At 72.6% G+C, this 23,809-nt stretch carries 18 protein-coding genes; 9 read left to right on the forward strand and 9 right to left on the reverse strand.

The window, feature by feature from the left end:
* Genes WME73_RS44465 through WME73_RS44475 form a run of 3 tightly spaced genes read left to right on the forward strand, consistent with a single transcriptional unit; the run spans window position 1 to window position 4,373 of the window.
* Window positions 1-744, forward strand: coding sequence for a class I SAM-dependent methyltransferase (locus tag WME73_RS44465; RefSeq protein ID WP_437546645.1), 744 nt, complete (start codon window positions 1-3; stop codon window positions 742-744).
* The gene (locus WME73_RS44470) at window positions 741-1,790 is read left to right on the forward strand and encodes a lysylphosphatidylglycerol synthase domain-containing protein (RefSeq protein ID WP_437913513.1); all 1,050 of its coding nucleotides are present in this window, start codon (window positions 741-743) and stop codon (window positions 1,788-1,790) included. The genes WME73_RS44465 and WME73_RS44470 overlap by 4 nt, the downstream gene beginning before the upstream one ends.
* 15 nt (window positions 1,791-1,805) lie before the next feature.
* Window positions 1,806-4,373: a hypothetical protein gene (locus tag WME73_RS44475; protein WP_437913514.1), complete on the forward strand. Its 2,568-nt coding sequence runs from the start codon at window positions 1,806-1,808 to the stop codon at window positions 4,371-4,373.
* 62 nt (window positions 4,374-4,435) lie between these two features.
* Here WME73_RS44475 and WME73_RS44480 read toward each other — a convergent pair whose 3' ends face one another.
* The 5 genes from WME73_RS44480 to WME73_RS44500 form a co-directional block, all read right to left on the reverse strand.
* Window positions 4,436-5,479, reverse strand: coding sequence for a glycosyltransferase family 2 protein (locus tag WME73_RS44480; protein WP_437913515.1), 1,044 nt, complete (start codon window positions 5,477-5,479; stop codon window positions 4,436-4,438).
* Window positions 5,480-5,736: 257 nt separating this feature from the next.
* Complete coding sequence (locus WME73_RS44485; RefSeq protein ID WP_044967022.1) at window positions 5,737-5,982, reverse strand: hypothetical protein; 246 nt, start codon at window positions 5,980-5,982, stop codon at window positions 5,737-5,739.
* 267 nt (window positions 5,983-6,249) lie between these two features.
* Window positions 6,250-6,558, reverse strand: a complete 309-nt coding sequence (gene nuoK, locus WME73_RS44490; RefSeq protein WP_012240633.1) for an NADH-quinone oxidoreductase subunit NuoK — start codon at window positions 6,556-6,558, stop codon at window positions 6,250-6,252.
* A gap of 3 nt (window positions 6,559-6,561) precedes the next feature.
* Window positions 6,562-7,077: an NADH-quinone oxidoreductase subunit J family protein gene (locus WME73_RS44495; protein ID WP_012240634.1), complete on the reverse strand. Its 516-nt coding sequence runs from the start codon at window positions 7,075-7,077 to the stop codon at window positions 6,562-6,564.
* A gap of 144 nt (window positions 7,078-7,221) precedes the next feature.
* Window positions 7,222-7,878, reverse strand: a complete 657-nt coding sequence (locus tag WME73_RS44500; protein WP_437742328.1) for a NuoI/complex I 23 kDa subunit family protein — start codon at window positions 7,876-7,878, stop codon at window positions 7,222-7,224.
* A gap of 286 nt (window positions 7,879-8,164) precedes the next feature.
* On the opposite strand from WME73_RS44500, the gene dapA reads away from it, so the two are divergent.
* From dapA to WME73_RS44530, 6 genes are all read left to right on the forward strand, one after another.
* Window positions 8,165-9,070, forward strand: coding sequence for a 4-hydroxy-tetrahydrodipicolinate synthase (gene dapA, locus WME73_RS44505; RefSeq protein WP_437854286.1), 906 nt, complete (start codon window positions 8,165-8,167; stop codon window positions 9,068-9,070).
* 29 nt (window positions 9,071-9,099) lie between these two features.
* Complete coding sequence (gene dapB / locus WME73_RS44510; protein WP_437742330.1) at window positions 9,100-9,939, forward strand: 4-hydroxy-tetrahydrodipicolinate reductase; 840 nt, start codon at window positions 9,100-9,102, stop codon at window positions 9,937-9,939.
* A gap of 105 nt (window positions 9,940-10,044) precedes the next feature.
* The gene (locus WME73_RS44515) at window positions 10,045-12,468 is read left to right on the forward strand and encodes a hypothetical protein (protein ID WP_437913516.1); all 2,424 of its coding nucleotides are present in this window, start codon (window positions 10,045-10,047) and stop codon (window positions 12,466-12,468) included.
* 193 nt (window positions 12,469-12,661) lie between these two features.
* The gene (gene glyS / locus WME73_RS44520) at window positions 12,662-14,761 is read left to right on the forward strand and encodes a glycine--tRNA ligase subunit beta (protein ID WP_437742332.1); all 2,100 of its coding nucleotides are present in this window, start codon (window positions 12,662-12,664) and stop codon (window positions 14,759-14,761) included.
* Between the two features lie 121 nt (window positions 14,762-14,882).
* A complete protein-coding gene (locus WME73_RS44525) occupies window positions 14,883-15,176 on the forward strand; it encodes an ester cyclase (RefSeq protein WP_437913517.1) in 294 nt (97 codons plus the stop codon).
* Between the two features lie 262 nt (window positions 15,177-15,438).
* Complete coding sequence (locus WME73_RS44530; protein WP_437913518.1) at window positions 15,439-18,555, forward strand: hypothetical protein; 3,117 nt, start codon at window positions 15,439-15,441, stop codon at window positions 18,553-18,555.
* Between the two features lie 19 nt (window positions 18,556-18,574).
* Here the strand turns inward: WME73_RS44530 and WME73_RS44535 are convergent, their stop codons facing one another.
* The 4 genes from WME73_RS44535 to WME73_RS44550 all read right to left on the reverse strand — a co-directional run bounded on the left by WME73_RS44535 (window position 18,575) and on the right by WME73_RS44550 (window position 23,756).
* Window positions 18,575-19,459, reverse strand: coding sequence for a zinc metalloprotease HtpX (locus WME73_RS44535; RefSeq protein WP_437742335.1), 885 nt, complete (start codon window positions 19,457-19,459; stop codon window positions 18,575-18,577).
* A 474-nt stretch (window positions 19,460-19,933) separates the two neighbouring features.
* The gene (locus tag WME73_RS44540) at window positions 19,934-20,587 is read right to left on the reverse strand and encodes a hypothetical protein (protein ID WP_437742336.1); all 654 of its coding nucleotides are present in this window, start codon (window positions 20,585-20,587) and stop codon (window positions 19,934-19,936) included.
* Window positions 20,584-21,516 (reverse strand): ABC transporter permease, encoded by a 933-nt coding sequence (locus WME73_RS44545; RefSeq protein WP_437742337.1) that lies wholly within the window; start codon window positions 21,514-21,516, stop codon window positions 20,584-20,586. Before WME73_RS44545 ends, WME73_RS44540 begins: the two co-directional genes overlap by 4 nt.
* A 47-nt stretch (window positions 21,517-21,563) precedes the next feature.
* Window positions 21,564-23,756: a putative metal-binding motif-containing protein gene (locus WME73_RS44550; RefSeq protein WP_437913519.1), complete on the reverse strand. Its 2,193-nt coding sequence runs from the start codon at window positions 23,754-23,756 to the stop codon at window positions 21,564-21,566.
* Window positions 23,757-23,809 lie beyond the last annotated feature (53 nt).

Here is a 23,809-nt window from a genome sequence, read left to right on the forward strand (position 1 = left end):
GTGGAAACGACTGCATATCAGCAATACTCCGAAGAATCCGGCGACTGGTTGAGGAAGGGGAGGGCCCGGCTGCTGGCCCATCTGGTGCGCGAGTTCGGCCCGGAACGGCGGCCGCTCGAGCTGCTGGAGGTCGGCGCCGGGGTCGGCCAGAACCTGAGTGTCCTCGCGGAGTTCGGGGCCGTCGACGCAAACGAGGTGAGCCCTCTCGGACAGGAGGCCATCGCGAAGGCCGGCGCGGCGAGGACGCTCTACGGCACATCCATCCCGTTCCAGCTCGACCGACGCTATGACGTGATCTGCGCGCTCGACGTCATCGAGCACATCGAGGACGACCGCGCCGCTCTCCGGTGGATCCATGACCACCTGAGCCCTGGCGGAATCTTCGTCGCCACGGTGCCGGCGTATCCGTGGCTGTTCAGCGACCACGACCGCGCATTGCAGCATTTCCGCCGGTACACGGCTGGCAGCTTCCGCGCCGCGCTGCCGGCCGAGCTCCACGTGGAAGCTTGCGCCTACTTCAACCAGCTCCTCTTCCCTGCCGCGGTCGGCTCGCGCGCCGTCTGGAGCGCCGCGCGCAAGCTGCGCCCTCGCAAGACCAGCATGAAGCAGCCCTCACCGAAGTCGGGCCTCGCTTCCTCCGCGCTCGAAGCCGTCCTCGGTGCCGAGGTCGACCTCATCGCGCGCGGCTACCGGCCGAGCTTCGGCCTGTCGGTCTTCTGCGTGGCGAAGCGCTGGGCCGCATGAAGGACAGATCCGCGTCGCTCGCCGATCTCCCCAGCACCCCGCCCACCGGCGCCCCGCCCGCACCCCCGAGGATCTCGGCCGATCCGCCCGAGCCCGCGCCCGGCCCGCCTCAGCGGATCGGAGGCCCGCTCGCCAGGGTGCGCACGGCGCTGCGCCCGATCATGGTCGTCGCCGCTGCCCTGTTCATCGGGCTCGCCGCGCGGGACCTCGCTCGCAGGTGGGAGAGCGGCGCGCCGATCGACATCCGTCCCGCGTTCGTGGCGCTCTCGGTGCTGCCCCTCGCGCTCGGCCTCGTCGTGCTGGGGCTCGCCTGGGCCTTCATCCTGGAAGAGCTGACCGGCCGGCCCATCCCTCGCTGGCCGGCGATCGCGCTGCACATCGAGTCGCAGGCGGCGCGGTACATCCCCGGCAAGGTCGGCGTGCCGCTGTTCCGCATGCTGGGCGCGTCGCGCATCGGGACGACCAGCGCGGAGGTGGGGTCGTCCTTCGCGATCGAGTTCACCAGCTTCATCGCGGTCGGCGCCATGGTGGGGTTCGGCCTGCTCGCGGCGGGCGGCGAGCAGTTTGCGGGCGCGAACGCGCTCATCGGTCGATGGAGGCTGCCCGTGCTCCTCGCCCTGGGCGCGGTCCTCGTCGCGCTGATGACCGTGGATCGTACCCGCGCGCCCGAGCGCGTGCGCAAGCTCCTCGCGCCCGAGGGGCGCGGGCCGCTCATGCCGGCGCGATTGCCGCTCGTGCACGCGGTGTACTCGCTGACCTGGGCCGCGCACGGCGCGTGCGCCGCGCTCGCCGTCGGCGCGACGCCGGGCGCGGCGCTCGGCGGCTCGGGCCTGTTCGTGCTGGCGCCCATCGCCGGTTTCCTCGCGATGGCCACGCCGGGAGGCATCGGCGTGCGCGAGGCGCTGATCTCCGTGGGCCTCGCCCCCGCCGTTGGACCCGCCGCGGCGCTGGGCGCCGCGCTCATCTCGCGCGCCACCTCGCTCGCCGTGGACGTCGGCGGCTTGCTCATCGCGCGGCTGCTTTGCCGACGCGCCGCGCCTCGCTAGGATGCGCCCCCTCTCATGCTGGCCCGCCTGCGTGTTGCCCTGAACTCCGACTCCCCCCTGGCCCGCTTCTGTGCCGCCCTGACCTCCGGCTCGCCCCGGGAAAGGCTGCTGCGCAACGTCTTCGCGGCCGTCGCATGCCTCACGGGCCTCGTCGGCTACGCGCTCGTGGTCCACGCGCACATTCCGGTCCAGCACTGGCTCCTGTGGCGGCTCGCGCCGCTCTGGGGCTATTCGCTGCTGTTCCTGCTCTCCAGCCTCGGCATCGGCCTCGTGCTGTTGCGCCGGGTGCTCCGCCTCGCGCACGTGCCGCCGGTCGAAGAGGGCCTGTTCGGCATGACGCTCGGCAGCATCGCCTTCGTGTTCGGCATGTACCTCGCGGGCGTGGTCGGCTGGATCCGCCCCTGGTACGGGCTCGTGATGCCGGCGGCCCTCTTCGCGGGCGGCCTCCTGGAGCTGCCACGCTGGCTATCGCGGCTGAAGCACGATCTCGACGCCTCGACGACGCCGAAAGGGACGATGCGCTGGCTGTGGCTCACGGCCACGGGCGTCGGCGCCCTGTGCCTCGTGCTCCTCTACCTGTTGTCGCTGACCCCGGATTCCATCAGCTTCGACGCGACCTGGTATCACCTGCCGATCGGGCAGGACTATGCGCGCGCCGGCCGCATCGTGCCGTTCTACGGCGACGTGAACCGCTCGTTCCCCCACTTCGGGAGCATGCTCTACGCGTGGGGTTTCAGCGTCCCCGGGATGCTCGTGGAGCAACGGTGGATGATGGCGCTCCACCTGGAGTTCGTGTTCGTCCTGGGGAAGGTGGTCGGCGTCGCGGCGCTGGCGCGGTACCTGCTCCAGGGCGAACGCGTCCCTGGCCTCTGGGCGGCTTTCTTCCTGTTCCCGTCGCTGTTCGTCCAGGACCAGAACCCCGGCGGTTCGGCGGACCATTTCCTGGGCTTCTTCGCGGCGCCGGTCCTGCTCGCGTCCATGCGCTTCGCGGAGCGCTTCGACAGGCGGTATGCCGTCCTGCTCGGCGCGTCGCTCGGGGGCGCGATGCTGGTGAAGTACCAGGCGGTCTATCACCTGGCCATGGCGGCGGCGGTCGTCGTGCCGCGCGCCGCGTACCTGCTCGCGCGCGCGGCCTCCCGCGCCCTGAAGAAGCGCAGGCGGCCGCTGCTCTCGGCGCGCCGCGTCCTCGTGGCGGGGCTCATCGCTTCGGGCGTGGCGCTCGGCACGGCCGCGCCGCACCTGATCAAGAACACCATCTACCATAACAACCCCGTTTATCCGTTGGCCCAGCGCGTGTTCACGCGGTCGTACCCGCAGCACGCGCGCTCCGCGGAGTTCATGGAGAAGGCGTATCCCAACGCGCCTTACCTGCCCAAGGGGAAGGGGCTAGAGCGGCAGCTCATCGCGGCCGGCAACTTCTTCACGTTCTCGTTCTCCCCGCACTACTCGTTCACTCGCTACGTCCCCTCGATGGGCTCGCTCTTCACGCTGCTCCTGCCGATGCTGCTGGTCATCCGCGGCCGTCGCAGGCCGGCGCTCGCGGCCTGGGCGACGTTCGCCGGCGTCTGGATGTGGAGCAACACGTACACCGCGGACCGGTACCTGCAGGGCATGCTCGCGGTGCCGATCGCCGCCGCCGCGGCGCTGCTCGTCCGCACATGGCAGCTCGGGACCATCGCGCGGCTCGGCCTCGTGCCGCTCGTGGTGTTCCAGATCGTGTGGAGCGGCGATGTGCCCTTCTACTCCGGCCCCCGCCGGCTGGAGAGCGCGCTCTCGCTGATCCGCTCCACCTACGAGAAGCGATGGAGCGACGCGCAGCGGTTCAAGTTTCGCGTGGATCACCGCGCGATCAACCAGGCTACCCCGCCCGACGCGCGCATCCTCGCGCGCAATTACCGCACGACGCTCGGTATCGAGCGCGAGATCATCTTCGATATCCAGGCCTGGCAATCGCTCATTTTCTACGAGCCCGTGCGAGGGCCGGCCGAGCTCTACGCGCATTACCGGAGCGTCGGCATCACCCACATCCTGTACCCGCCGAACCAGCGCCCGCCGGACACGCTCCAGGCCGCCGTGCTGTTCAACGAGCTCGTGCACCGCTACGCGACGGAGAAACGCCGCTTCGGCAGCCTTCAGCTCGTGACCATGCCGAAGGAGCCGCCGCCGGCCGACGAGCTGCCTTATCAGGTGCTCGCGCTCGGCGCGCCGGGCTACACGGACGGGCTCTACCCGGTCGAGGCGCTCCACATCCTCCCCAAGCTCCAGCCGCCCAAGGGCCAGGAGCCCAAGCCCGCACGGGCGTGGCCCAGGGATACGAACGCGCAGGCCGCGCTCCTCGACGCCGCGGAGGCGGTGGTGCTCGGCAAGAACGCCGCGCGGGGCAGCCGGAACGTGAAGCTGGACGGCGTGTTCTTCGCGGCGGAGCGCTTCAAGAACTACACGGTCTACCTGCGGCAGCAGCGCGACACCTCCCGGGCGGAGCCGCCGCCCGAGCCTCCGGCCGCGGGCGCGCCGCCCGGACCGGAGCCGACCGACCCTGTGGCTCCCGCGGAGGACGTCGATCCGGAGGACCCGGACGGCTGAGCTCCCGGCCCGGGGCTACGAGCGCTGTTCGGCCAGCGGCCCGGTCCAGGGGACCGGGCTCTTCACCTCGCGCTCGCTCGCGCCGGTTGCACCTGCTGGTTGTGCCACGGCTTCGCGCCCGTGGACTGGATCCCCTCCAGCCTGAGGGCCGGCTCCCGCTCGGCGAGCTCGGTCTCGATCCGGCGCACGCGCATCAGCACCTCCTCGACGAGGCGGCGGTTCGTCGCGATGAGCTCCGCGAGCAACGCCACGGCCACCAGGATGCACGCCATCACGACGGCGCCCGTGCCGACGATGAGCGACTGGATATAGCCGCTGTAATCCGGATTCCGCAGGTAGAAGTAGACGAACCGGACGCCGAGCGCGACGCCGAACGCGAGCAGGACCGTCGCGACCCAGCCCACGAGCTGCACAGGGCGGTACATCGCATAAGCCCGGAACATGACGGGACCGGCGCGGCGCAGGTAGTCGGGGATCGAACGGAAGAGCCGCGACTCGCGCGTCTTCGGGTTGGTCGTGATCTTCACGTTCTCCAGCGCGAGGCCGCGGCGGCCTGCCTGGATCACGGTCTCCAGCGTGTAGGTAAAGCGGTTGTGCACGAAGAGCTGCAGCGCGGCCTTCCGGCTCACCGCGCGGAAGCCGCTCGGCGAGTCGGCCACCTCCGTGGCGGACAGGCGCCGGATGAGCCGCGAGCCCCACCGCTGCAAGACCTTCTTGAGCGGCGAGAAGTGCTCGATCCTGTCTGTCTGCCGATCGCCGATCACCAGGTCGGCCCGGCCGTCGAGGATGGGAGCGACGAGCTTCGGGATCTCCGCGCCGCGATACTGGTTGTCCGCGTCGGTGTTCACGATGATATCGGCGCCGAGCCGCAGGCACGCGTCGATGCCGGCCATGAACCCGGCGGCGAGGCCTCGATTCTTGGCGAAGCGGACGATGTGGTGGATCCCGAGCTGCTCGGCGAGCGAGCTCGTCCCGTCCGTGCTGCCGTCGTCAATGATGAGGACCTCGATCTCGTCCACGCCGTCGATCGACCGCGGCAGGTCCGCGAATGTCTGCGCGAGTGTGTCGCGCTCGTTCAAGCAAGGGATTTGGATGATGAGCTTCACGGGCGATTTCGCGGCGCAGCGTAGCACGACGTGCGTCGAGAAATTCACCTCGGAGCGCAGCGGGCTCCCCCGCGACGCGAGGCTCCAGCGCGGGCTGGAAAGCCGCCCCGCTCGCGCTGAGCGCCGGGCGGCCAGCAGAAACCTGACCACGCCGCTCCGCCGGTGCCCCGGGGCACCGTACATCGCGGAACTTCACGGAACATCGCGGGACGATGGCCCGCAGCCCTGCGCCGGGCCAGCAGGACCATCGCTCCGCTCTAGTTGAGCAACTTCTTCGAGAGGTGCTTGACCGCCTCCTGCGCCGCGTTTCGCAGCGCGACCTCGACCGCCTTCGAGGACGTGTCGCCTCGCACGAGGATGGCGCAATTGTCCCCTTCAGCCTCGAAGGATGCGAGCGGTAGCTCTGTCGCCGCTGCTGCGGCGCGGATCGGCACCTGCACAGCAAGCGAACCGACCTCGAGCTCCACGAACCCCACCAGCTCCGTCTTGGATAGGTTCTGCATGCCTTCGAACGTGGGTCGCCCGCTGGGGCTTAGCAAGGTCAGGTTTTTCCTGCTTGTCGCTGGGATTGAGCTCCACGTGAAGCGGCAGAGCGCGGGAGCGTCGAGCGCATCGCCTGGTCGGCGGTCGGCGGTCGGCGGTCGACGATCGGCATCGGCGTGGGGCGCGGGCGCGCGACGCGGCGGCCGCCGGTCCGAACGTCGCGCGCGTCGCGCGCGTCACGCGCGTCACGCTGACCGCGCGCTTCCGCACGGATGACCGCTCTCGCGTCAGTTCTTCAGAGAGGTCAGCTGGTCGGCCATGATGCTTCGGTGATTGCGGTAGACCTGAAGCACGATGGCCAGCGCGATCGCCGCTTCGCTCGCCGCGAGGACGATGATGAAGACCGTGAACACCTGGCCAGCCACGCCGCCGGCGACGAAGTGGTCGAACGCGATGAAGTTGAGCGCGGCGGCGTTGAGGATGAGCTCGACGCCGAGGAGGATGCCCACCGCGTTCTTCCGCGTCATGACGGTGAACAGCCCGAGCCCGAAGAGCACGGCGGCGACGGTGAGGTAATGGATGAGACCGACCTCCATCGCCTACTCCCTCTCCCAGGCGCGCCTGACGGCTCGACGCGCGAGCACGACCGCGCCGATCATCGCGGCGAGCAGCACGACCGAGCCGAGCTCGAACGGGAGCAGGTACTCTCCGAGGAACGCGTGCCCGAGCTTGGCGGTGGACGGCATCGCCGGCTTGGCCTCGGCGGGCCAAGGGGTCTGGGTCGCCACCCTGCCGAGCAGGAGCAGCACCGCCGTGACCAGACCGAACGCCACGGCCGGCCCGCCGCGCGGGTTCGAGATCTTCATCTCCGCGATACGGCTCGTGAGCATCACGGCGAAGAGGATGAGCACGAGCGTGCCGCCGACATAGACGAGCACCTGCGTCGCCGCGATGAAATCGGCCGAGAGCGAGACGTACAGCCCGGCGATGCCGAGGAACGTGCCGAGCAAGGCCAGCGCGGAGTGGATGATGTTCCTGGAGAACGCCACGAGCCCGGCCGAGCCGAGCGTCAGCGCGGCAAGCCCGAGGAAGACGAGTGCGCTCAGGGAGGGCATGGGGTGAGGGCCGCGACGTTAGACCGCTGCCCACCGCCCAGCAAGGGCGACCCCCGCGCGTCGCTCGCGGCGCGCTCCTGCGCCGTTCTGCGCCCTTCTGCTCGCCGCGCGCCCTCGCTCAGGCGCCCGCTCCCGCCCTCGCCCCTACCCCGCTCCAGCTCCCCCTCCGGCCCCCCCGCCCGCGGGCTCCGCGCCCTCGGCGCCTTGCTGCTTCTCGCGCTCCTTGCGCCAGATGGCGCGCAGCTCCTCCAGCGCGGCCGGGTTGTCGCGCATGGCGCGCTCCCGGGCCTCCCGGGCGTGCGGCCCGTACTCGCCGACGGGCACCTCGCCGAGGTCCTTCGGCGCCTTGTACAGCGGCACGAGGCCCTCCGGGATGAAGCGGAACGTGAGGTGATCGAGCGTCGGCGCCGCCCCCTCGAACTCGCGGGTGTGGCGGATCGCGCCTGTCGACTCCGTCTTGCACGCCTCGACGCACAGGCCGCAGTACATGCACTTGCCCATGTCGATGTCGAAGCGGCTCATCGCCTGCTTCTTCGTCGCCGGGTCCTTCTCCAGATCGATGGCGATGCACTCGATGGGGCACGCGCGCTCGCAGCGCTTGCAGCCGGTGCAGATGTCCATCTGCACCTCCAGGAAGCCGCGGTACCGCGGGGGGAGCATCTCGCTGACGGGGCGGTCCGTCTTGTCGGGGTACTGGACGGTGATGGGCTCCCGGAACAGATGGGAGAACGTGACCGCCATCCCCTCCAGGATGGTATTGGCCGCGCTGGAGATGCTCTTGATGTACTGGGCGAGATCCATGGCCGGTGCCTCTCAGGGACCTGACGCGCTCGGGCAAATCCCCCGAAGGAGCGAGGCGCTACACCGCGGACGATAGCAGACGCGGACCTGCCCTGGAGCGTCCAGCCCGCTCCCCGCGGGTCCCGCCAGCCCGCGCCGTACAAGCCCCGCGGGCTCCCGCCAGCCCGCCCCAAGGCCGCGTCCGTGCGGCGTCGCCCCGCGCGGGAACCAGCGGAGAGCGGGGAGTGCGCGGCGAACCTGTCCTCTCCTGTTGACGCGCACCCGGGGTGGCGATCATGGTCGTCTGATGTCGCAGCTCCCCTTGTCGGGAACGTTCACCGCCCTCGTCACGCCATTCACGCCTGACGGCGAAGCCGTCGACTTCGACGCGCTCGACGCGCTCGTCGAGGCGCAGATCGCGGGCGGCGTCAGCGGGCTCGTGCCGTGCGGGACCACGGGCGAGTCGCCGACCCTCAGCGAAGCCGAGACGACCGCGGTCATCCGGCGCGTCGTCGAGGCGGCGCGCGGCCGCGTGCCGGTGATCGCGGGGACGGGCTCGTTCTCCACGAAGAAGACGATCGAGGCCTCGCGCGCCGCGCTCGCCGCTGGCGCGGCGGGCGTGATGATCGTGATGCCGTACTACAGCAAGCCCTCGCAGGACGGGCTCCGCGAGCACACGCTGGCCGTGGCCAGGGCCGTCCCGGCGCCGATCGTGCTCTACAACATCCCGGGTCGGACGGTGGTCGACCTCTCCGCCGAGACGACCGAGCGCATCTGCGCCGCCGCGCCGAACGTCGTCGCCATCAAGGACGCCTCGGGCAACGTGTTCCGCTGCCAGGAGCTCGTGCGGCGCCTCGGCGACCGGCTCGCGATCCTGAGCGGCGACGACGCGCTGACGCTCGCGATGATGGCGCTCGGCGCGCAGGGCGTCATCAGCGTCACGTCGAACGTGCTGCCGCGCGAGACCAGCGCGGTGACCCGGCGGTTCCTGGCCGGCGACCTCGCGGGCGCGCGCGCAGCCCACCTCGCGCTCCTCGAGCTGCACGGGCTCCTGTTCGTCGAGCCGAACCCCGCCCCCGCGAAGGCCGCGCTCGCCGCCCTGGGCCGCATGAGCGCCGCGGTCCGGCTGCCCCTCGTACCGGCCGGAGAGGCGACCCGGCAGCAGATCGCCGAGGCGATGAGGCGGCTCGAGGCGAGGCGCGAGGCGTCGTGAAATCGAACGGAGATCATCGAGGCGTGCCGATGAGCGCGCTCGTGGGGGCCCCCCAGGGAGACGACGCCCGGCTTCTGAAAGTCGCGATCCACGGCGCGAGCGGCAAGATGGGGCAGGCCATCGTCCGGCTCGCGGCGAACGAGCGAGCCCAGGTCGTGGGCGCGATCGTGTCGCGCGGCTCCTCCCGCATCGGCCGTGACGTCGGCGAGCTCGCGGGGACAGGCACCGTCGGCGTCGCGATGAGCGACGACACCAGCGCCGGGCTGCTCGGCGCTGACGTGGTCATCGACTTCTCGAGGCCCGAGGCGCTCCCCCGCCTCCTGCACCTCGCGATGCGCGCCAAGGTCGCCGTGGTCAGCGGCACGACGCGCCTCGACGGCACGTGCGAGCGGCTGCTCGACGAGACGGCGCAGCACGTCCCGGTCCTCTGGTCGCCGAACACGAGCATCGGCATCCACGTGCTCGCGGAGATCGCGGCGAGCGCGGCGCGGCGGCTCGGGCCCGGCTACGACGTCGAGATCGTGGAGGTGCACCACCGCGCCAAGGTGGACGCGCCGAGCGGCACGGCCGTGCGGCTCGCCGACGCCATACGCGGGGCCCGCGAGCCGGCCGGGACGCTCGCCGACGTGCACGGCCGCGAAGGCAACGTCGGCCCGCGCAAGCCGAACGAGCTCGGGATCTTCGCCGTGCGCGGCGGCGACGTCATCGGCGACCACACGGTCCACCTGCTCGGCCCCGGCGAGCGCCTCGAGCTCACGCACCGCGCGACCAGCCGCGATCTCTTCGCGCGGGGGGCGCTGCGCGCGGCGTGGCACCTGCACGGGAAGCCGCCCGGCCGATACACGATGGCCGACGTGATCGGCGGCTGACCGCGGCGCTCCAGGGCCAGACGCAGGCGATCCGCGATCCGGCGCGCCGCGAGAGAGCCACAATGTGGTCAGCGGCGGTTCGCCGCACTACGCTGCGGCGCTCGTATGGAGACGCTCGCTGCGAGGATCGCACGCGCCGGTCCGTTGCCGGACAGGGACGCGGTCGGCTGGGTCGTCCGCCTGGCGAAGCGCGTCGAGAGCCTGCACGCGCGCGGGACGGTGCACGGCCGCCTGTCGGCCGCGTGCGTGGTCATGGAGGGCGAGCCGTGCACGTCGACGGGGTGGCTCTCGGATCCGCTCGCCACGCCCGCCTTCGTGGGTTACCGGTCGCCGGAGCGGGCCGCGGGTGAGGGGCCGTCGCGCCGGGACGACACGTGGGCGCTCGCGGTCACCCTGTACACGGCGCTCTCGGGAGCGCTCCCGTTCCCCGCCGAGAGCGACCAGGAGCTCCGCCGCAAGCAAGGCGCCGGCGCCGCGCCGCGGGTAACGCCGCCCGGCGAGGCGGGCGACGCGCTGTGGCGCGTGCTGGACCAGGCGCTCGCGCGCCGCGCTGAGCAGCGGATCACCGAGGTCGCGGCGCTCCGTCGCGCGCTGGAGGCCGCGCGGCCGGGCGAAGGCCTGGAGGAGCTGCCGCCGCTCGATGAGCACGCGCTCGCGGCGCCGGCGAGGACCATTCCAGCGCCGCGCCCGTCGAGCAGCGGGGTGCGGGGGACGTCGAGCTCGCAGCCGCCCCGCAAGAGCGCGCCGCCGCGCGAGGGCACCGGCTCGCAGCCGCCCCGCAAGAGCGCGCCGCCGCGCGAGGGCACCGGCTCGCAGCCGCCCCGCAAGAGCGCGCCGCCGCATGGCCACTCGAGCTCGCAGCCGCCGCCCATCGCGAGCGCCTCGGCCCGCCGGACGCCGTTGCCGCTCCACGGGCTCGCGAGCCTGGGGCTCCGGTCGACCATCGGCGTGCCGACCACCCCGCCTCCGGAGGCGCCAGACCGTGCCTCAAAGGCGCAGACCGCGTTGCCTGCCGCATCGCCGCGGCTCGCCGGCGCAGCGACGGAGGACCGCTCGCGCGCGGGCGCCGTGGCTGCCCCGACCGCGCACGTGCAGCCACCGCCGCAGCCGCCCGTCGTGCCCGCAGCGACCGCGCAGCCGCCCGTCGTGCCCGCAGCGACCGCGCAGCCGCCCGTCGTGCCCGCAGCGACCGCGCAGCCGCCCGTCGTGCCCGCAGCGACCGCGCAGCCGCCCGTCGCGCCCGCAGCGACGGTGCAGCCGCCCTTCTCCCCCAGCGCGGTGCCTCTCTTCGACGCGGATGCCCCGGCGAGCCCGCGAATGGTCGACGACCTCCCCTGGCTGGGCGAAGACGACACGCACGAGCCGTCGCACCCCTTCCCGATGGCGCCCGGCAGCGTCGCCGCGCGCCTCGGCGCGCCCGGGCCCGGCGCGCCGACGCCCCACGTCCCGGCCGTCGATCTCCCCTGGCTGGGCGAGCACGACACGCACGAGCCGTCGCACCCCTTCCCGATGGCGCCCGGCAGCGTCGCCGTGCGCTTCGGCGCGCCCGGGCCCGGCGCGCCGACGCCCCACGTCCCGGCCGTCGATCTCCCCTGGCTGGGCGAAGACGACACGCACGAGCCGTCGCACCCCTTCCCGATGGCGCCCGGCGGCGTCGCCGCGCGCGGCGGCGCGTCCGGGCTCGTCGCGCCGCCGCTCCGGGCGCGGGCGCCGACGCCAGCGTCCGGAGCGAGCCACGAGACGCCGTCCCCGGCGCGCCGGTGGGTCACGCTGGCCCTGGGGGTCGTGGCCATCGCGGGCGCCGCGGGGGGAGCCTGGTTCTGGCTTCGCCACCGCGACGCCGCGCCGCCGTCCCTCCCGGCGCCGCCGTCTGCGGACGCTGCGCCCGCCGCATGCGCCGCCCCCGCAGAGCCGAGCGCCCCGGCGCCCGGTGACGCCGGCGCGGAACAGGCACGCACGGCGGCGCCGGCGGACGCAGGCACCGCAAGCACAGCGCCGGATCCTGCGGCCACGGCGGACTTCGCCGCATGCGCGATGCCGCTCTTTCCCGGCAAGAGCGTCGACGCCGCCATCGCGGGCCAGCTGTCGTTCGTCTGCGCCGAGACCGACCCGATGAAGGGCGTCGCGGCGCTCAAGAGCCACCTCGCCCAGGCAGCTGGGCCCAAGGGCGTCTCGGACGCCACGAAGGAATGGGCCGTGCTCGGCTGGCACGACATGGCGACCGTCGCGACCCTGCGCGCCCGCTGCTGCCACGCCCCGCCCCCCCTCGAGCTGCCCCCCACGCCCGAGGGCTGCGCGCCGCTCGATGAGGCCCTGAACGAGCTCGGCGCGGCCGTCGCGTCGGCGTCTGCTCCGGGCGATCGGGCGGTCGCGAAGGCGGCGCGGCGGTACATGCGCGCAGCCCAGTGCGTCGCCCGGGTCGGCGCGGCGACCCGTTACGGGCGCAAGAGCAAGCCGAACGGAGGCGAGGCGACCGCGTTCAAGAAGGTGCTCTCGCGCGCGCTCCGGAGCGCGGCACAGGCGCGCTGAGCCGCGCGAACGTCACGTCGCCCGTGGCGCGCGCCCGTGGTGCGCGCCGTGCCACGGCGTGACGTCGCGAGCGACGCGGACGGCGCAAATGGCGTGAACGAACGTGAACAGGCGTGAACAGGCGTAAACAGCGCGGATCGATCGCTCGACCACCTCGCCGAACGAGCGGTTCTGGGGTAGCGTCCGCGGTCCCATGTCCAACGAAGCGAGCGATCTCCTGCTCGAAATCGGCGTCGAGGAGCTCCCCTCGTCGTTTGTCGAGGCCGCGCTCCGCGCGCTCCCGGATCTCGCGACGAAGCGCCTCGCGGAGCTCAGGCTCCGCCACGGCGCGGTGCGCGCGCTCGGCACCCCGCGTCGGCTCGCGCTGCTCGTCTCCGGGGTCGCGGCGCGCCAGCCGGACCTCGAGGAGGAGGTCACCGGCCCGCCGGTCAAGGCGGCCTTCAAGGACGGCGCGCCCACGAAGGCGGCCGAGGCGTTCGCGCAGAAGCTCGGCTGTACCGTCGCGGATCTGCGCCGCGTCGAGGGGCCGAAGGGCGAGTACCTCGCGGGCACCCGCCGCGAGGCCGGCAAGCCCGCGGCCGAGCTCCTCCCGGAGGTCCTGGCGTCGCTCGTCGCGGCCATCCCCTTCCGCAAGTCGATGCGCTGGGGGCAGGGAGATTTCGCGTTCGGCCGCCCCATCCAGTGGCTGGTCGCGCTCTCCGGCGGCGAGGTCATCCCCGTCGAGATCGCCGGCATCCGCAGCGGGCGCACGAGCCGCGGCCACCGCTTCCTCGGGCGGGCCGAGATCGCGATCGGCGCCGCGAAGGACTACGTCGAGGCGATGCGCGCGGCGCACGTGCTCGTCGACCCCGAGGCGCGCGCGAAGCTCATGCGCGAGCGCCTGCTCGCCGCGGCGCGGGACGCGGGCGGCGTGCTGATCGAGGACGACTTCCTGATCGGCGAGAACCTCTCCCTCGTGGAGGAGCCGCACGTCATCGTCGGCAGCTTCGAGGAGCGGTTCCTCGAGCTGCCGGAGCGGGTGATCCTCGAGGTCGCGCGCGGCCACCAGCGCTACTTCGGCGTCCGCGACGCGAGGACGGGGGCGCTGCTCCCGAGGTACCTGGCGGTCGTGAACACGGCGGAGGCGCCCGAGAAGATCAAGCGCGGCAACGACAACACGATGCGCTCGCGCCTGTCGGACGCGCAGTTCTTCTACCGGGAGGACGTCAAGATCCCGCTCGCGAACCGCCGCGAGAAGCTCGGCGGGATCGTGTTCCAGAAGCGGCTCGGCAGCGTGCTGGCGAAGGCCGAGCGCGTCGAGCGGCTCGCCCGCGAGCTCGGCCTGCTCCTGATGCTGCCCGAGCAGACGCTGGTGGCGGCGGCCTCGGGGGCGCACCTCGCGAAGTGCGATCTCGTCGCGCTGATGGTGGGCGAGTTCCCCGAGCTCCAGGGCGAGATGGGGCGGGCGTACGCGCTCGCCCAGGGGGTCAGCCCGGAGGTGGCCGACGTCGTGCGCGATCACTACCTGCCCAAGGGCGCCGCGGACGCGACGGCGCCGACGAACGCCGGCGCGCTGGTCGCGATGGCCGATCGGCTCGACACGCTGGTCGGCTGCTTCGCGATCGGGCTCGTCCCCACGAGCACCGCCGACCCGTACGGGCTGCGCCGCGCGTGCCTCGGCGTGCTGCGCACGCTCCTGGATCGCGATCTCGATCTGCGCCTCGGCGCCGCGTTCGGGGCCGCCTACGACGGCTACGCCGGGGTGGAGCTCAACGTCTCGCGCGAGGAGCTCGCGACCCGCCTCGGCGAGTTCTTCTCCGAGCGGCTGCGAGGCCTGCTCTCCGACCGGCTCCCGCAGGACGCGGTCCTCGCGTGCCTGCGCGTCGCCGCGGATCGCCCGCTCGATCTCAGGGCCCGCGTGCGCGCGATCGACGCGCTGAGCCCGGAGGTGCGGGCGCGGGTGGGCGAGGTCTTCAAGCGGGCCACGAACATCGCCGACAAGGCGCCTGCCGGCGAGCCGGTGGCGCCGTTCGGACAGGACGTGCACCCGAGCGAGACGGCGCTGTTCGCGGGGTACCTCAAGCTGCGCGAGCAGATCGCGTCGGACGTCCGGAGCGGCTCGTACGACACCGCGTTCAGGGCGGTGGCGGACTTCGCCCCGCTCTTGCACCAGTACTTCATCGACGTGTTCGTGATGACCGACGACGCGGCCGTGCGGGACAACCGGCTGCGGCTGATGCGCGCCCTGTCGGAGACCTGCGGGAGCCTGGCCAGGCTGGAGCTCCTCGGCGAGGCGCCGCGCGCGGCGTCGTGACGCGACGGGCGCGGCGCCTCGGCGGCGCGCCCGACGCTACGCTACCTTTTCAGCTCAGATGGGCGCTCCCGCGGGCGCCTCGGCCGGCGGCTCTCCTGGAACTGGCTTTGCGGGCGCGGCGATGCGCTCTCGGCATGACAAGAGGAGGGTGTTCGGCGCCGTCGAGCAAACATGGTCGATCGAGGACGTGATCGCCGAAGGGGACAAGGTGGTCGTGCGCGCGAAGAACACGTGCGCACAAGCGAGCTTCCTGGGCATCCCGAGCCACGGACGGCAGCAGACGTTCACCGCGATGTTCATTCACCACATCGTTGACGGCAAGATCGTCGAGACATGGCGGAACGCCGACGATCTCGGCCGGCTCCCGCAGCTCGGCGCGCGGCTCGAGCCGGGGGTACCCAAGGCTCCGACGTGAGCAGGCTGACCGCGTCTGGCGTCGATCTTCGCCTGGTCAGCGCTGCTGTCGAGTTGAACAGCACTCCATCCGGGCCACCTCGATGGATCATGCAACGGCGACTCCGAAAGCGCCGTGAAACCACGTCCATGCACCTCACTTCGCGGAACCAATAAGCAACCAATAAGCCCACTGGGGACGATGAGCAGCGCCTCCGGCGCCTCGCCGAGCCGCCGGGCGTCTGGACCTGCACGCTCGCCAGGAGCTGCTGTACCGTTCGCCCATGCCGGGATCTCAGCCCTATCCGTTCGCGTTCTTCGGGGCAGCGCCGAGCGACTGGTTCGACCTCGAAGGGGACCTGTTCTCCTATGAGCTCTGCTTCGTGGCGCCCCCGGACGCGGCGGCGCGGCGCGCCGTCGGCGAGGCGTGGGAGCGGGCGCTCGACGCGCGCGCGGTGGAGCACTGCGAGCCCTTCCAGTGGGCCGATCGCTGGGCGCTCGTGCGGGTGCGGCCGGCGGGGTGGAGCAAGGCGTGCGTCGCCGACATGGCGCGCGCGGTCCAGCAGGCCCTCACCGCGGTGCATGGCGCGCACCCGATCGAGGTGGCCTCCCTGGCCGAGGCGATCGAGAGCGACAGCGACTGGGACGCCTGGTCCGCCGAGCAACGACCCGAGCCCCCGACGGGCCCGAGGTGGCCCGTCGAGCTGCCCCGCTTCGGCGGAGGCGAGCGCTTCGAGGCCGCGTGCGCGGTGGATCCGGCGGTCGAAGCCGCGCGCGAGGCGGCGCGCGCCGCGGCCCCCGAAGAGGAGCGCTCGTCGGAGCGCGCGGCGGGCGACGACCACGACGCGGACGAGGCGGACGCCAGCGACGACGACGACGACAAGCCCAGGGTCATCTCTGGCGGGCTCCGGCTGGAGCTCGTGCCGGGCTACAAGGCGCCCGGGCCCTCCGACGAGCAACAGAGGCTCTTCGGGCGGAGCGGCGAGGTGCTGATCGCGCCGAACGGCCTCGTCTTCGGCGTCGCCAAGCCGAAGCGAAAGCCGCCTGTCCCCGCGTGGATCGAGAACGGCGAGCTCCGCACCGCTCAGGGCGATCCGCTTGCCACCACGACCGGCGCTCACCTCGCCGCGCGCGACGACGGCGGCGCGGCGCTGATCGGGGAGGATTCGGAGGCCGTATGGGAGGTCGTGTTCGCGGAAGGCTCCGTGCGGCGCCTCATCCAGCACGACGAGCCCTTCTCCGACGTCGCCTACGGCCCGGAGGGCCGGGTGCTCGTGCTCGCGAGCTCGATCGACGTCTATCGGCGGGAGGGTTCGGGCGTCGCGCTCGAGGGGCGCTGGGACCTCGACGGCTACGGGATGCACTCGGTCTTCGGCGGACGCCTGCTCCTCTTGAAGTGCTTCGACGACGAGGACGAGAGCGCGGACGGCGTAACGATCCTCGGCTACGACGGATCCACGATGCGCCGGCTGGCCCGCGTGCGCATCTCGATCGGCGACATCGTGCTCGACGGCGCCCGCGTCATCGTGGAGGACGGCAGCGAGTACTACGAGCTGCTCGGCCTTGATGTGCTCGCCGCGCGCTTCGCCGCGCAGCCGGAGTCCTTCCCCGAGCTGAAGAAGCACGAACCCGGCAACGAGGACGAAGACGAAGACGAGAGCGCGTCCGACGAGGGCGAGAGCACGTCCGGCGACGGCGACGACGAGGACTCCCGGCCAGAGGTGCTGGAGGGCGCGCTCCGCGTGGAGCGGCGGAGGTCGCGCGAGGTGCCCCCGGAGCCCGAGATCGAGCGCACGGAGCGCGAGCTGTTCGGGTCGACCTCCTGCGTCGCGGCGGCGCCCGGCGATCGCGTCTACGGCATCGCGAAGCTCCGGCGCAAGCCGGCGACGGCCGCCTGGATCGAGGGCGGGGAGCTCAAGCGCGCCGAGGGCGAGGCGCTGCCCAGCCCCCACGGCTACATCGCGGCGCGGGAGGACGGCGGCGCGGTGCTGTACGGGTTCGACTACGACCTCGTCGCCGAGCTCTCCTTCGCGGACGGCAAGCTGCGCCGCCTCTTCGAGCACGAGGCGTCGATCTCCGATATCGCCTACGGCCCGGAGGACCGCGTCATCCTCGCCACGGGCGAGTCCCTCGACGTCTACCGCCGCGAGGGAGAGGGCGCCGTCCTCGAGCAGCGCTGGGACGTGGGCGGTTACGGCCTGACCCCCGCCCTCGGCGGCCGGCTGCTCCTCGTCAAGAGCTACGAGGGCGAGGATTCCGAGGACGGGCTGACCATCGTCGGCTTCGACGGGAGCAAGCTGCGCCGCGTGGCCCGCGTGAAGGCCTCCGTGGGTGAGGTCCGGATCGCCGAGGGCCGGGCCTTCATGGATCACGTCGGCGACACCTACGAGCTGCTCGGCCTCGACACGCTGTTCGAGCGGCTCGCCACGAACCCCGACGCGTTCCCCGAGGTCGCCGTGTACACGCCGTCCGAGGAGAACGATGACGACGACGAGGCGCCGGAGTCAGGCCCGAGGAAGGCGCCCGAGGAGTACGCCATCGAGCCCGCCCCGGGCCGCGTCGGCGTGCGCTACCTGGGCAAGCAGCGCCCGCTGCCGGAGGACGAGGAGGACGTCCCGAAGGACGTGCGCGCGCGTTTCGGAGCGGGCGCGCGGGAGCTCGAGCGCTACCGCCCTGCCGACGTGTACATCGGGTGGAAGAAGGAAGCCCGACGCTCCTTCGTCTTCGCCGTGCTGAAGGACGGGGAGCTCATCGAGACCGCGGTGAAGGCGAGCTCCCCCTCGTCGACGGGCCTGGTGAACGCGGATCGGAGCGCCGCCCTCGTTGCGACCGACGGCGACGCCAAGCTCTGGTGGGTAGACCTCCCGCACGGCAAGCCGATCCTCGTGCACGACTTCAGCAAGGAGGAGAGCGAGGACGAGATCTACACGCTCGAGGCGCTCGCCTCCGGGCGGGTGATCGTCGGCACCTCGTCGGAGACCTGGATCTTCTCGGTCAGCGGCGGCGCCTCCAGGCTGGAGGCGCGCGGCGACCTGGATCTGCGCGTCGTGGAGAGCGCCGCGGGGGGCCGCGTGGCCGTGCTGGAGGTCTCCGAAGGCAAGCCTATCCGGGTCTGGGGCGTCTACGACGATGGCGTCCGCACGCTCGCCGAGCTCGAGCCGGAGCCCCTCAGCTTCGAGCCGAGCGCTGACGGCAAGTTCTTCTTCGAGGCCGTGAATCGCCTTGGCTGGTATGAGCTCGTCAACCTCGAGGACGCCTGGGAGGCCGGGCGCCGTGACACCTCTGGCGAGCACTACCCGCGCGTGGCGCTCGCGCCGAAGCCCCCTGAGCAGGACGAGGACGACGAGGACGACGGCGAGGACAGCGACAGCGATGACGAGGAGCCGCAGTCCGTGGAGTGAAGGCGGCCGCTGCCCGCCGTCAGGCCATCACCCTCGAAAAACCCCGCGCCGTCCGGCCGCTCGACGCCATCGAGAGCAGCCGGCTCACGCGCTCCTCGGTCGTCGGGTGCGTCGAGAACCACTTCAGCACCGAGCCAGCCCCGGCGAGCGGGTTGACGATGAAGAGGCTGGCCGTCGCCGGGCGCGCCGCCTCGGGGGGCACGAGCGCCACGCCGTGCTCCAGCTTGGACAGGGCGCTGGCGAGCGCCTCCGGGTCCCCGGACAGCTTGGCGCCGAGCTCGTCCGCCATGTACTCGCGCGACCGCGAGATGCCGAGCTGCACGAGGGTCGCCGCGATCGGCGCCACGATCGCGAGGGCCAGCCCGCCGAGCGGGCTCGCGCCGTCCTCATCGTCCGACGATCCGCCGAATATCCCGGCGAAGCTCACGGCATGGGCCACCCACGTGATGCCCGAGGCGAACGCCGCCGCGATCGTCGATACCAGGATATCGCGGTTCTTGATGTGCGCGATCTCGTGCGCCAGCACGCCGCGCAGCTCACGCTCGCTCAGGAGCTGCATGATGCCCTCGGTCACCGCCACGACGCCATGCTCCGGGTTGCGCCCGGTGGCAAAGGCGTTCGGCTGCGCGTCCGGGATGACATAGACGCGGGGCTTCGGGATCCCCGCCCGACTCGAGAGCTCCTCCACCATCCGGTGCAGCCCCGGGGCCTCGAAGGGCGAGACCTCGGCAGCCCGGTGCACCGCGAGCACGATGCGGTCGGACATGAAATACGCACCCAGGTTCATCGCGAGCGCGAGCACGCCGAACAAGACGAGGTACCCGGGCCCCAGCGCCCCGCCGATGGACACCAGGATTGCCGACATGACGCCGAGCAACAGGATCGTCTTGATCTGATTCTTCATGAACTTCGTATCCTCCTCGAAGCGGAGCGCTGCAAGAGCCGCTTTCTGGAGATCGATGTGTCGCGCGTCGTCGCATTGCAATACCCCGCGCACCCGATCAGCAGACGCCGTGTCCGGCGGATTCCCGCCTGTGGCTCTCCTGACCGCCGCTCCTGCTGGCTCGCCCCATTTCGCCCCACCGCCCCATTTCGCCTCGCGGCCCATTCCACCTCTGACACCGCATCATCAGGCTCATCCTTCGTCGGCCAATGCCGTGGGCCCTCCGCGCCCGTGGTCGTCGCGCGGCGCAGGGAGGGCTGATGTCTGAGCCCATTTGACGTCATTCCTCTGACGCTGCCGGAGGAGTCACGTCTCAGGCGAGTTCAGCCCTCCCTGCGCCGCGCGACGACCACGCTCCGAGGGCCGGTCAGCTCGGCAAGACCTCCCGGCACCGCGACGCGCGAGCTCAGCGCGGAATGCGCCCGCCAGCGCGCCTCACGCCTGCCAGATCGCCAGAAGCCACACCGCGACGCCCGCCGCGCACACCGCGAGCCCCGGCGCCGCCCGCGGCCACACCCACTGCCCCGTCACCGTGACCCCGCGCCGCACCACCCAGACGGCGCCCGCGACCCACGCCGCGAACGCCCCGACGAGGGCGACCACCCAGCCGACCCGCGGCGCGTCGTCGCGCGCGAGCGCCGCGAGGTGCTGCCGCTCGACCGCCGCGGCAGGCTCGGTCCGGGTGCCCGGCGGGCGCGGCGCGGCCGCCGAGAGGCGGGCGATGGCCGCGTTGGCCAGCTCTAGGTCCTCCGCGTGCGGCGTCGTGAGCCACCGCGTCTCCAGGGCGGCCGTGCGCACCGCGCGCCACGCGAAGAGCGCCGTGTCGGCCCGACCAAGGCCCTCCGCGGCCGTCGCGAGCGCGATCAGCCGCTCGTACGCCACGCGGACGTGCGGCGCCCCGGGGGCGTACCAGCCCGCCGCCCGCCGCGCGTGGAGCGCCGCCGCGTGCGCGTCGCCGGCGCGCAGGGCGTCCGTGCTCTCCGCGATCTCCCGCTCGCCCGCGGCCACCACCCGCAGCGACGCCGCGCCGACGAGGAAGCCGGCGACCGCGAGGCCGCGCAGCACGCCGAGCACGACCGAGCGCCTCACAGAAAGTCGCGTCTCTTGAAGACGAACGCCGCCACCAGCAGGAGAATGAGCGCCCACCCCGCGCACGTGATCGCCGCCCAGCCGAGGTACACGAGGAGGTTCGCGTCAGCGACCTCGCCCGCGAGCAACGGGCGCGGCGGCACGTAGATCTGAAGGTTCGGGACCACCTTGGAGAAGGCGTGCGCCGCGGCGCTGATCTGGGGGCCGAAGTACTTCACAGGCAGCCGGGCGAGCGAGTCCGCGTTGCGCCCGATGAGGAAGACGCCCAGCGTGAGCAGCGAGGACAGGAACGGCGTCGAGAACGACGAGAACAGCGTCGCCACCGCGGCGACGATGCCGACCTCGAGGAACGCGAGCGCGCTGCCCGCGAGCACGACGCGGCGCTCGGTCGGCGCGCCGTCCGAGAAGAGCACGCCGAGCACGAGGAAGACCGCCGCCCAGGGGATGAACCCGTACGTGCGCGCCAGCGGCGAGCGCCACGCCACGAGCCCGAGCGCCGCGAGCGAGGCGGCCCCGGCGCCCGCCACGAGGGCCAGCGAGCGGCCGGCCAGCACGGCGCTGATCTGCAGCACGAGCCCGGCGTCGGCCAGGATGAACACCCCGAGCGTGAGCAACGTGCCGAGGTACTTGCCGACGAGGTACTCGCCGCGGCGCACCGGGCGGGCCAGGATCGGGAAGATCGTCTTCTGCTCGAGCTCGCGGTACAGCGACGTCGCGCCGATGATGACCGCGACCGCGATGCTGAAGAGCGAGATCGACGCGACGCCGAGGTCGCTCACGACCCGCGCCCCGTTGCGGAGCGTGTAGGCGCCGACGATGATCGAGTAGAACGCGACGGCGAAGGCGACGCCCGCGAGGCCGATGAGGATGCGCGCCCGAAGCGATTCCCGGTAGGTGTTGAGGGCGATCGCAGAGATGCGGCCGAACATCGGGGCGACGTTAGCAAGGGACGGGGGGAGCTTGAAAGGGCCGCGGGTCAGGGGCCGGCGCCGTCCCCCGGGTCGACGACCCGCACGTCCAGGAACCAGAGGCCGTGCGCGAGCGCGTGGCCGTCGATCTGGAGGTGATACACGCCAGGATCGAGCACGAGATCGAGGAAGCTCCGCTGGGGATCCGCACCGATCGTGCAGGAAAGCGGCATTTCGACGCCGGGACAGCCCGGGCCGCGGCGGACCGAGAGCAGCGTGTCGTAGCTCGAGCCGGCCATGTCGAGCACGACCCGCCTGCGCGCGGTGAGCGTGAGCCGGAGGAGCTGGTCCCGGGCGCCGCCCTCCTCCGTGCCGGCGCGGTCGCAGCCGGCGTCGAAGTCCGCGGCGGCGTTGGCCGTGTTGCCCTGGAAGAAGCCGCCGCTCTCCGGGATCTCCAGCGCCCCCTCGCACGCGTCGGAGAAGGGCACCAGCGTGGGCGGCACCGCCGGCCGGACGAACGCCGTCACGCTCACGGGCTGGCCGAGCTGCGCCTCGGCCACGACCCGGTACGACCCCGGCGCGACGTTGCGCCGCGCGCTCCGGAGCGGCGTGACCTCCCCCTCGCTGCACGCGAGCCGATCGCCCTCGCCGCCGCACGCCGGCGCGGACAGGGCGATCGCGCCGGTGTCGCCGGCCGACAGCTTCTCGACGAGCAGCACGTCGGACGCGACCGGCAGCTCGAGCGTGTACACGGCGTCGACGGCCGCCGGGCCGCAGCCGAGATCCACGTCGTCCTGGTGGCCGAGCAGCGACACGGAGACCGTCCGGTTCGGCGCGAGCTCGGCCGCCCCTTCGCACCCCTCGTCCGGCGGAGGCTCGGTCGGCGGCGAGAGCTCCAGCGTGACGAGCACCGAGGTCGGCGCCGTCGCGGAGACCGCGACGGCGTACACCCCCGCAGGCAGCGCGCGCCGGAAGAGGTGCGGCGCCGCCGCCGTCTGGCAGGCGAGCTCGTCCTCCGGCAGCGCGCACGCGGCGCTCCGCAGCGAGAGCGAGGGATCGCCGTCGCCGTCGGTCGAGATCGCGTAGAGGTCGATGTCCTGGGGCTCGGCGAGCTCGAACGTGTACACGAGCTCCCCGAGCCCGGTCTCGCACGCGGTCCCGAGATCCAGGGCGGCGTCGAGGATCGTCGCCAGCGCCGGCGCGCCCGGCGAGAGGGGCGCCGCCGTGCCGCACGTCTCGTTCGCCGGCGCCGGCGCCGGCGGCAGGAACGCCACGTCGACGATGACCGGCGCGCCCACCTTCGTCGTCACGTAGAGCGGCAGCGCCGTCGCCCGCTCAGGATCGCCGAGGCCGCGGGCCCGGAGCTTCGCGAGCTTGCCGCCGTCCGCCGTCTCGTGGGGCCCCCCGCACGCGAGCTCGGTCGCGGCGTCGCCGCACTGGCCGGCGAGCGTCACGGCGACGTCGGTGGCCTCCGTCTCGTCGTCGGGGGCCTCCGTCCGCGCGGTCACCTCGACGTCGACCGGCGGCCCCGGCGGCAAGATCACCGCGGCCACGACGTCGTGCGTGCTCGCAGCGCGGGGCAGGCCGCACGAGCTCGCGTAGTGGAAGCCCGCGCCCGCCGTCGTCATCGCGTACGAGCCCGGCGCGGAGATCTCCAGCGCGTCCAGGCACGTGTCGTGCTCCGGAGACACACAGCCGCCCTCGTCGGCGCGCCCGTTGCAGTCGTCGTCCCGATCGTTGCCGCAGACCTCGGGCTGCGCCGACGACACCGTGGGATCGGCGTCGTCGCAGTCGCCCCCGCCGCAGTGCTCGTCAGGATCGCCGTCGAGATCGGCGTCGCGCGGCGCGCTCGAGCACGTCTTGGTCGCCTCGTCGCAGGCGTCGATCGTGCATGTGCTCTGATCGTCACACGCGACCGGCGCGCCGGGCACGCAGCCGAGCCGCGGGTTGCAGCGCTCGACGCCGTCGCAGTGGACGTCGTTCTGGCAGGCGCTGTCGTCCGGCGTGAAACGGCACCGCCCGAGGGCGGTGTCGCACGCATCGAAGGTGCAGGGAAATCCGTCCTCGCACTGATCGTCGTCGACGCACGGGCCGCCCAGCGTCGGGTCCGCTGGAGCCTGCTCGCCGCCGGCGCCGCCGGCGCCGCCCTCACCGCCCGCCCCGCCGGTCGACGGGAAGGGGCTCGGGGCGCTCGAGGCGCAGGAAGCGCCGGAGAGCGCCGCCGCGGCGACCGCTCCGCAGAGGAGAGCGAGACGCGTCAAGGAGGAAGGCGTCGAGAAGGAGGAAGTGTGAGTCCGCATCGAACGAGGTGAGC

This window comes from Sorangium sp. So ce302, from assembly GCF_051530145.1.
Classification (GTDB): Bacteria; Myxococcota_A; Polyangia; order Polyangiales; family Polyangiaceae; genus Sorangium; species Sorangium cellulosum_B.

What these genes read in the sequence shown, in the direction of transcription:
- WME73_RS44535 (WP_437742335.1), bottom strand. Translation starts at nt 19,459, where the DNA reads ATGAAGAATCAGATCAAGACGATCCTGTTGCTCGGCGTCATGTCGGCA.
- dapA (WP_437854286.1), top strand. Translation starts at nt 8,165, where the DNA reads ATGTCGCAGCTCCCCTTGTCGGGAACGTTCACCGCCCTCGTCACGCCA.
- WME73_RS44495 (WP_012240634.1), bottom strand. Translation starts at nt 7,077, where the DNA reads ATGCCCTCCCTGAGCGCACTCGTCTTCCTCGGGCTTGCCGCGCTGACG.
- WME73_RS44475 (WP_437913514.1), top strand. Translation starts at nt 1,806, where the DNA reads ATGCTGGCCCGCCTGCGTGTTGCCCTGAACTCCGACTCCCCCCTGGCC.
- WME73_RS44485 (WP_044967022.1), bottom strand. Translation starts at nt 5,982, where the DNA reads ATGCAGAACCTATCCAAGACGGAGCTGGTGGGGTTCGTGGAGCTCGAG.
- glyS (WP_437742332.1), top strand. Translation starts at nt 12,662, where the DNA reads ATGTCCAACGAAGCGAGCGATCTCCTGCTCGAAATCGGCGTCGAGGAG.
- WME73_RS44545 (WP_437742337.1), bottom strand. Translation starts at nt 21,516, where the DNA reads ATGTTCGGCCGCATCTCTGCGATCGCCCTCAACACCTACCGGGAATCG.
- WME73_RS44525 (WP_437913517.1), top strand. Translation starts at nt 14,883, where the DNA reads ATGCGCTCTCGGCATGACAAGAGGAGGGTGTTCGGCGCCGTCGAGCAA.
- WME73_RS44470 (WP_437913513.1), top strand. Translation starts at nt 741, where the DNA reads ATGAAGGACAGATCCGCGTCGCTCGCCGATCTCCCCAGCACCCCGCCC.
- nuoK (WP_012240633.1), bottom strand. Translation starts at nt 6,558, where the DNA reads ATGGAGGTCGGTCTCATCCATTACCTCACCGTCGCCGCCGTGCTCTTC.
- dapB (WP_437742330.1), top strand. Translation starts at nt 9,100, where the DNA reads ATGAGCGCGCTCGTGGGGGCCCCCCAGGGAGACGACGCCCGGCTTCTG.
- WME73_RS44500 (WP_437742328.1), bottom strand. Translation starts at nt 7,878, where the DNA reads ATGGATCTCGCCCAGTACATCAAGAGCATCTCCAGCGCGGCCAATACC.
- WME73_RS44515 (WP_437913516.1), top strand. Translation starts at nt 10,045, where the DNA reads ATGGAGACGCTCGCTGCGAGGATCGCACGCGCCGGTCCGTTGCCGGAC.
- WME73_RS44530 (WP_437913518.1), top strand. Translation starts at nt 15,439, where the DNA reads ATGCCGGGATCTCAGCCCTATCCGTTCGCGTTCTTCGGGGCAGCGCCG.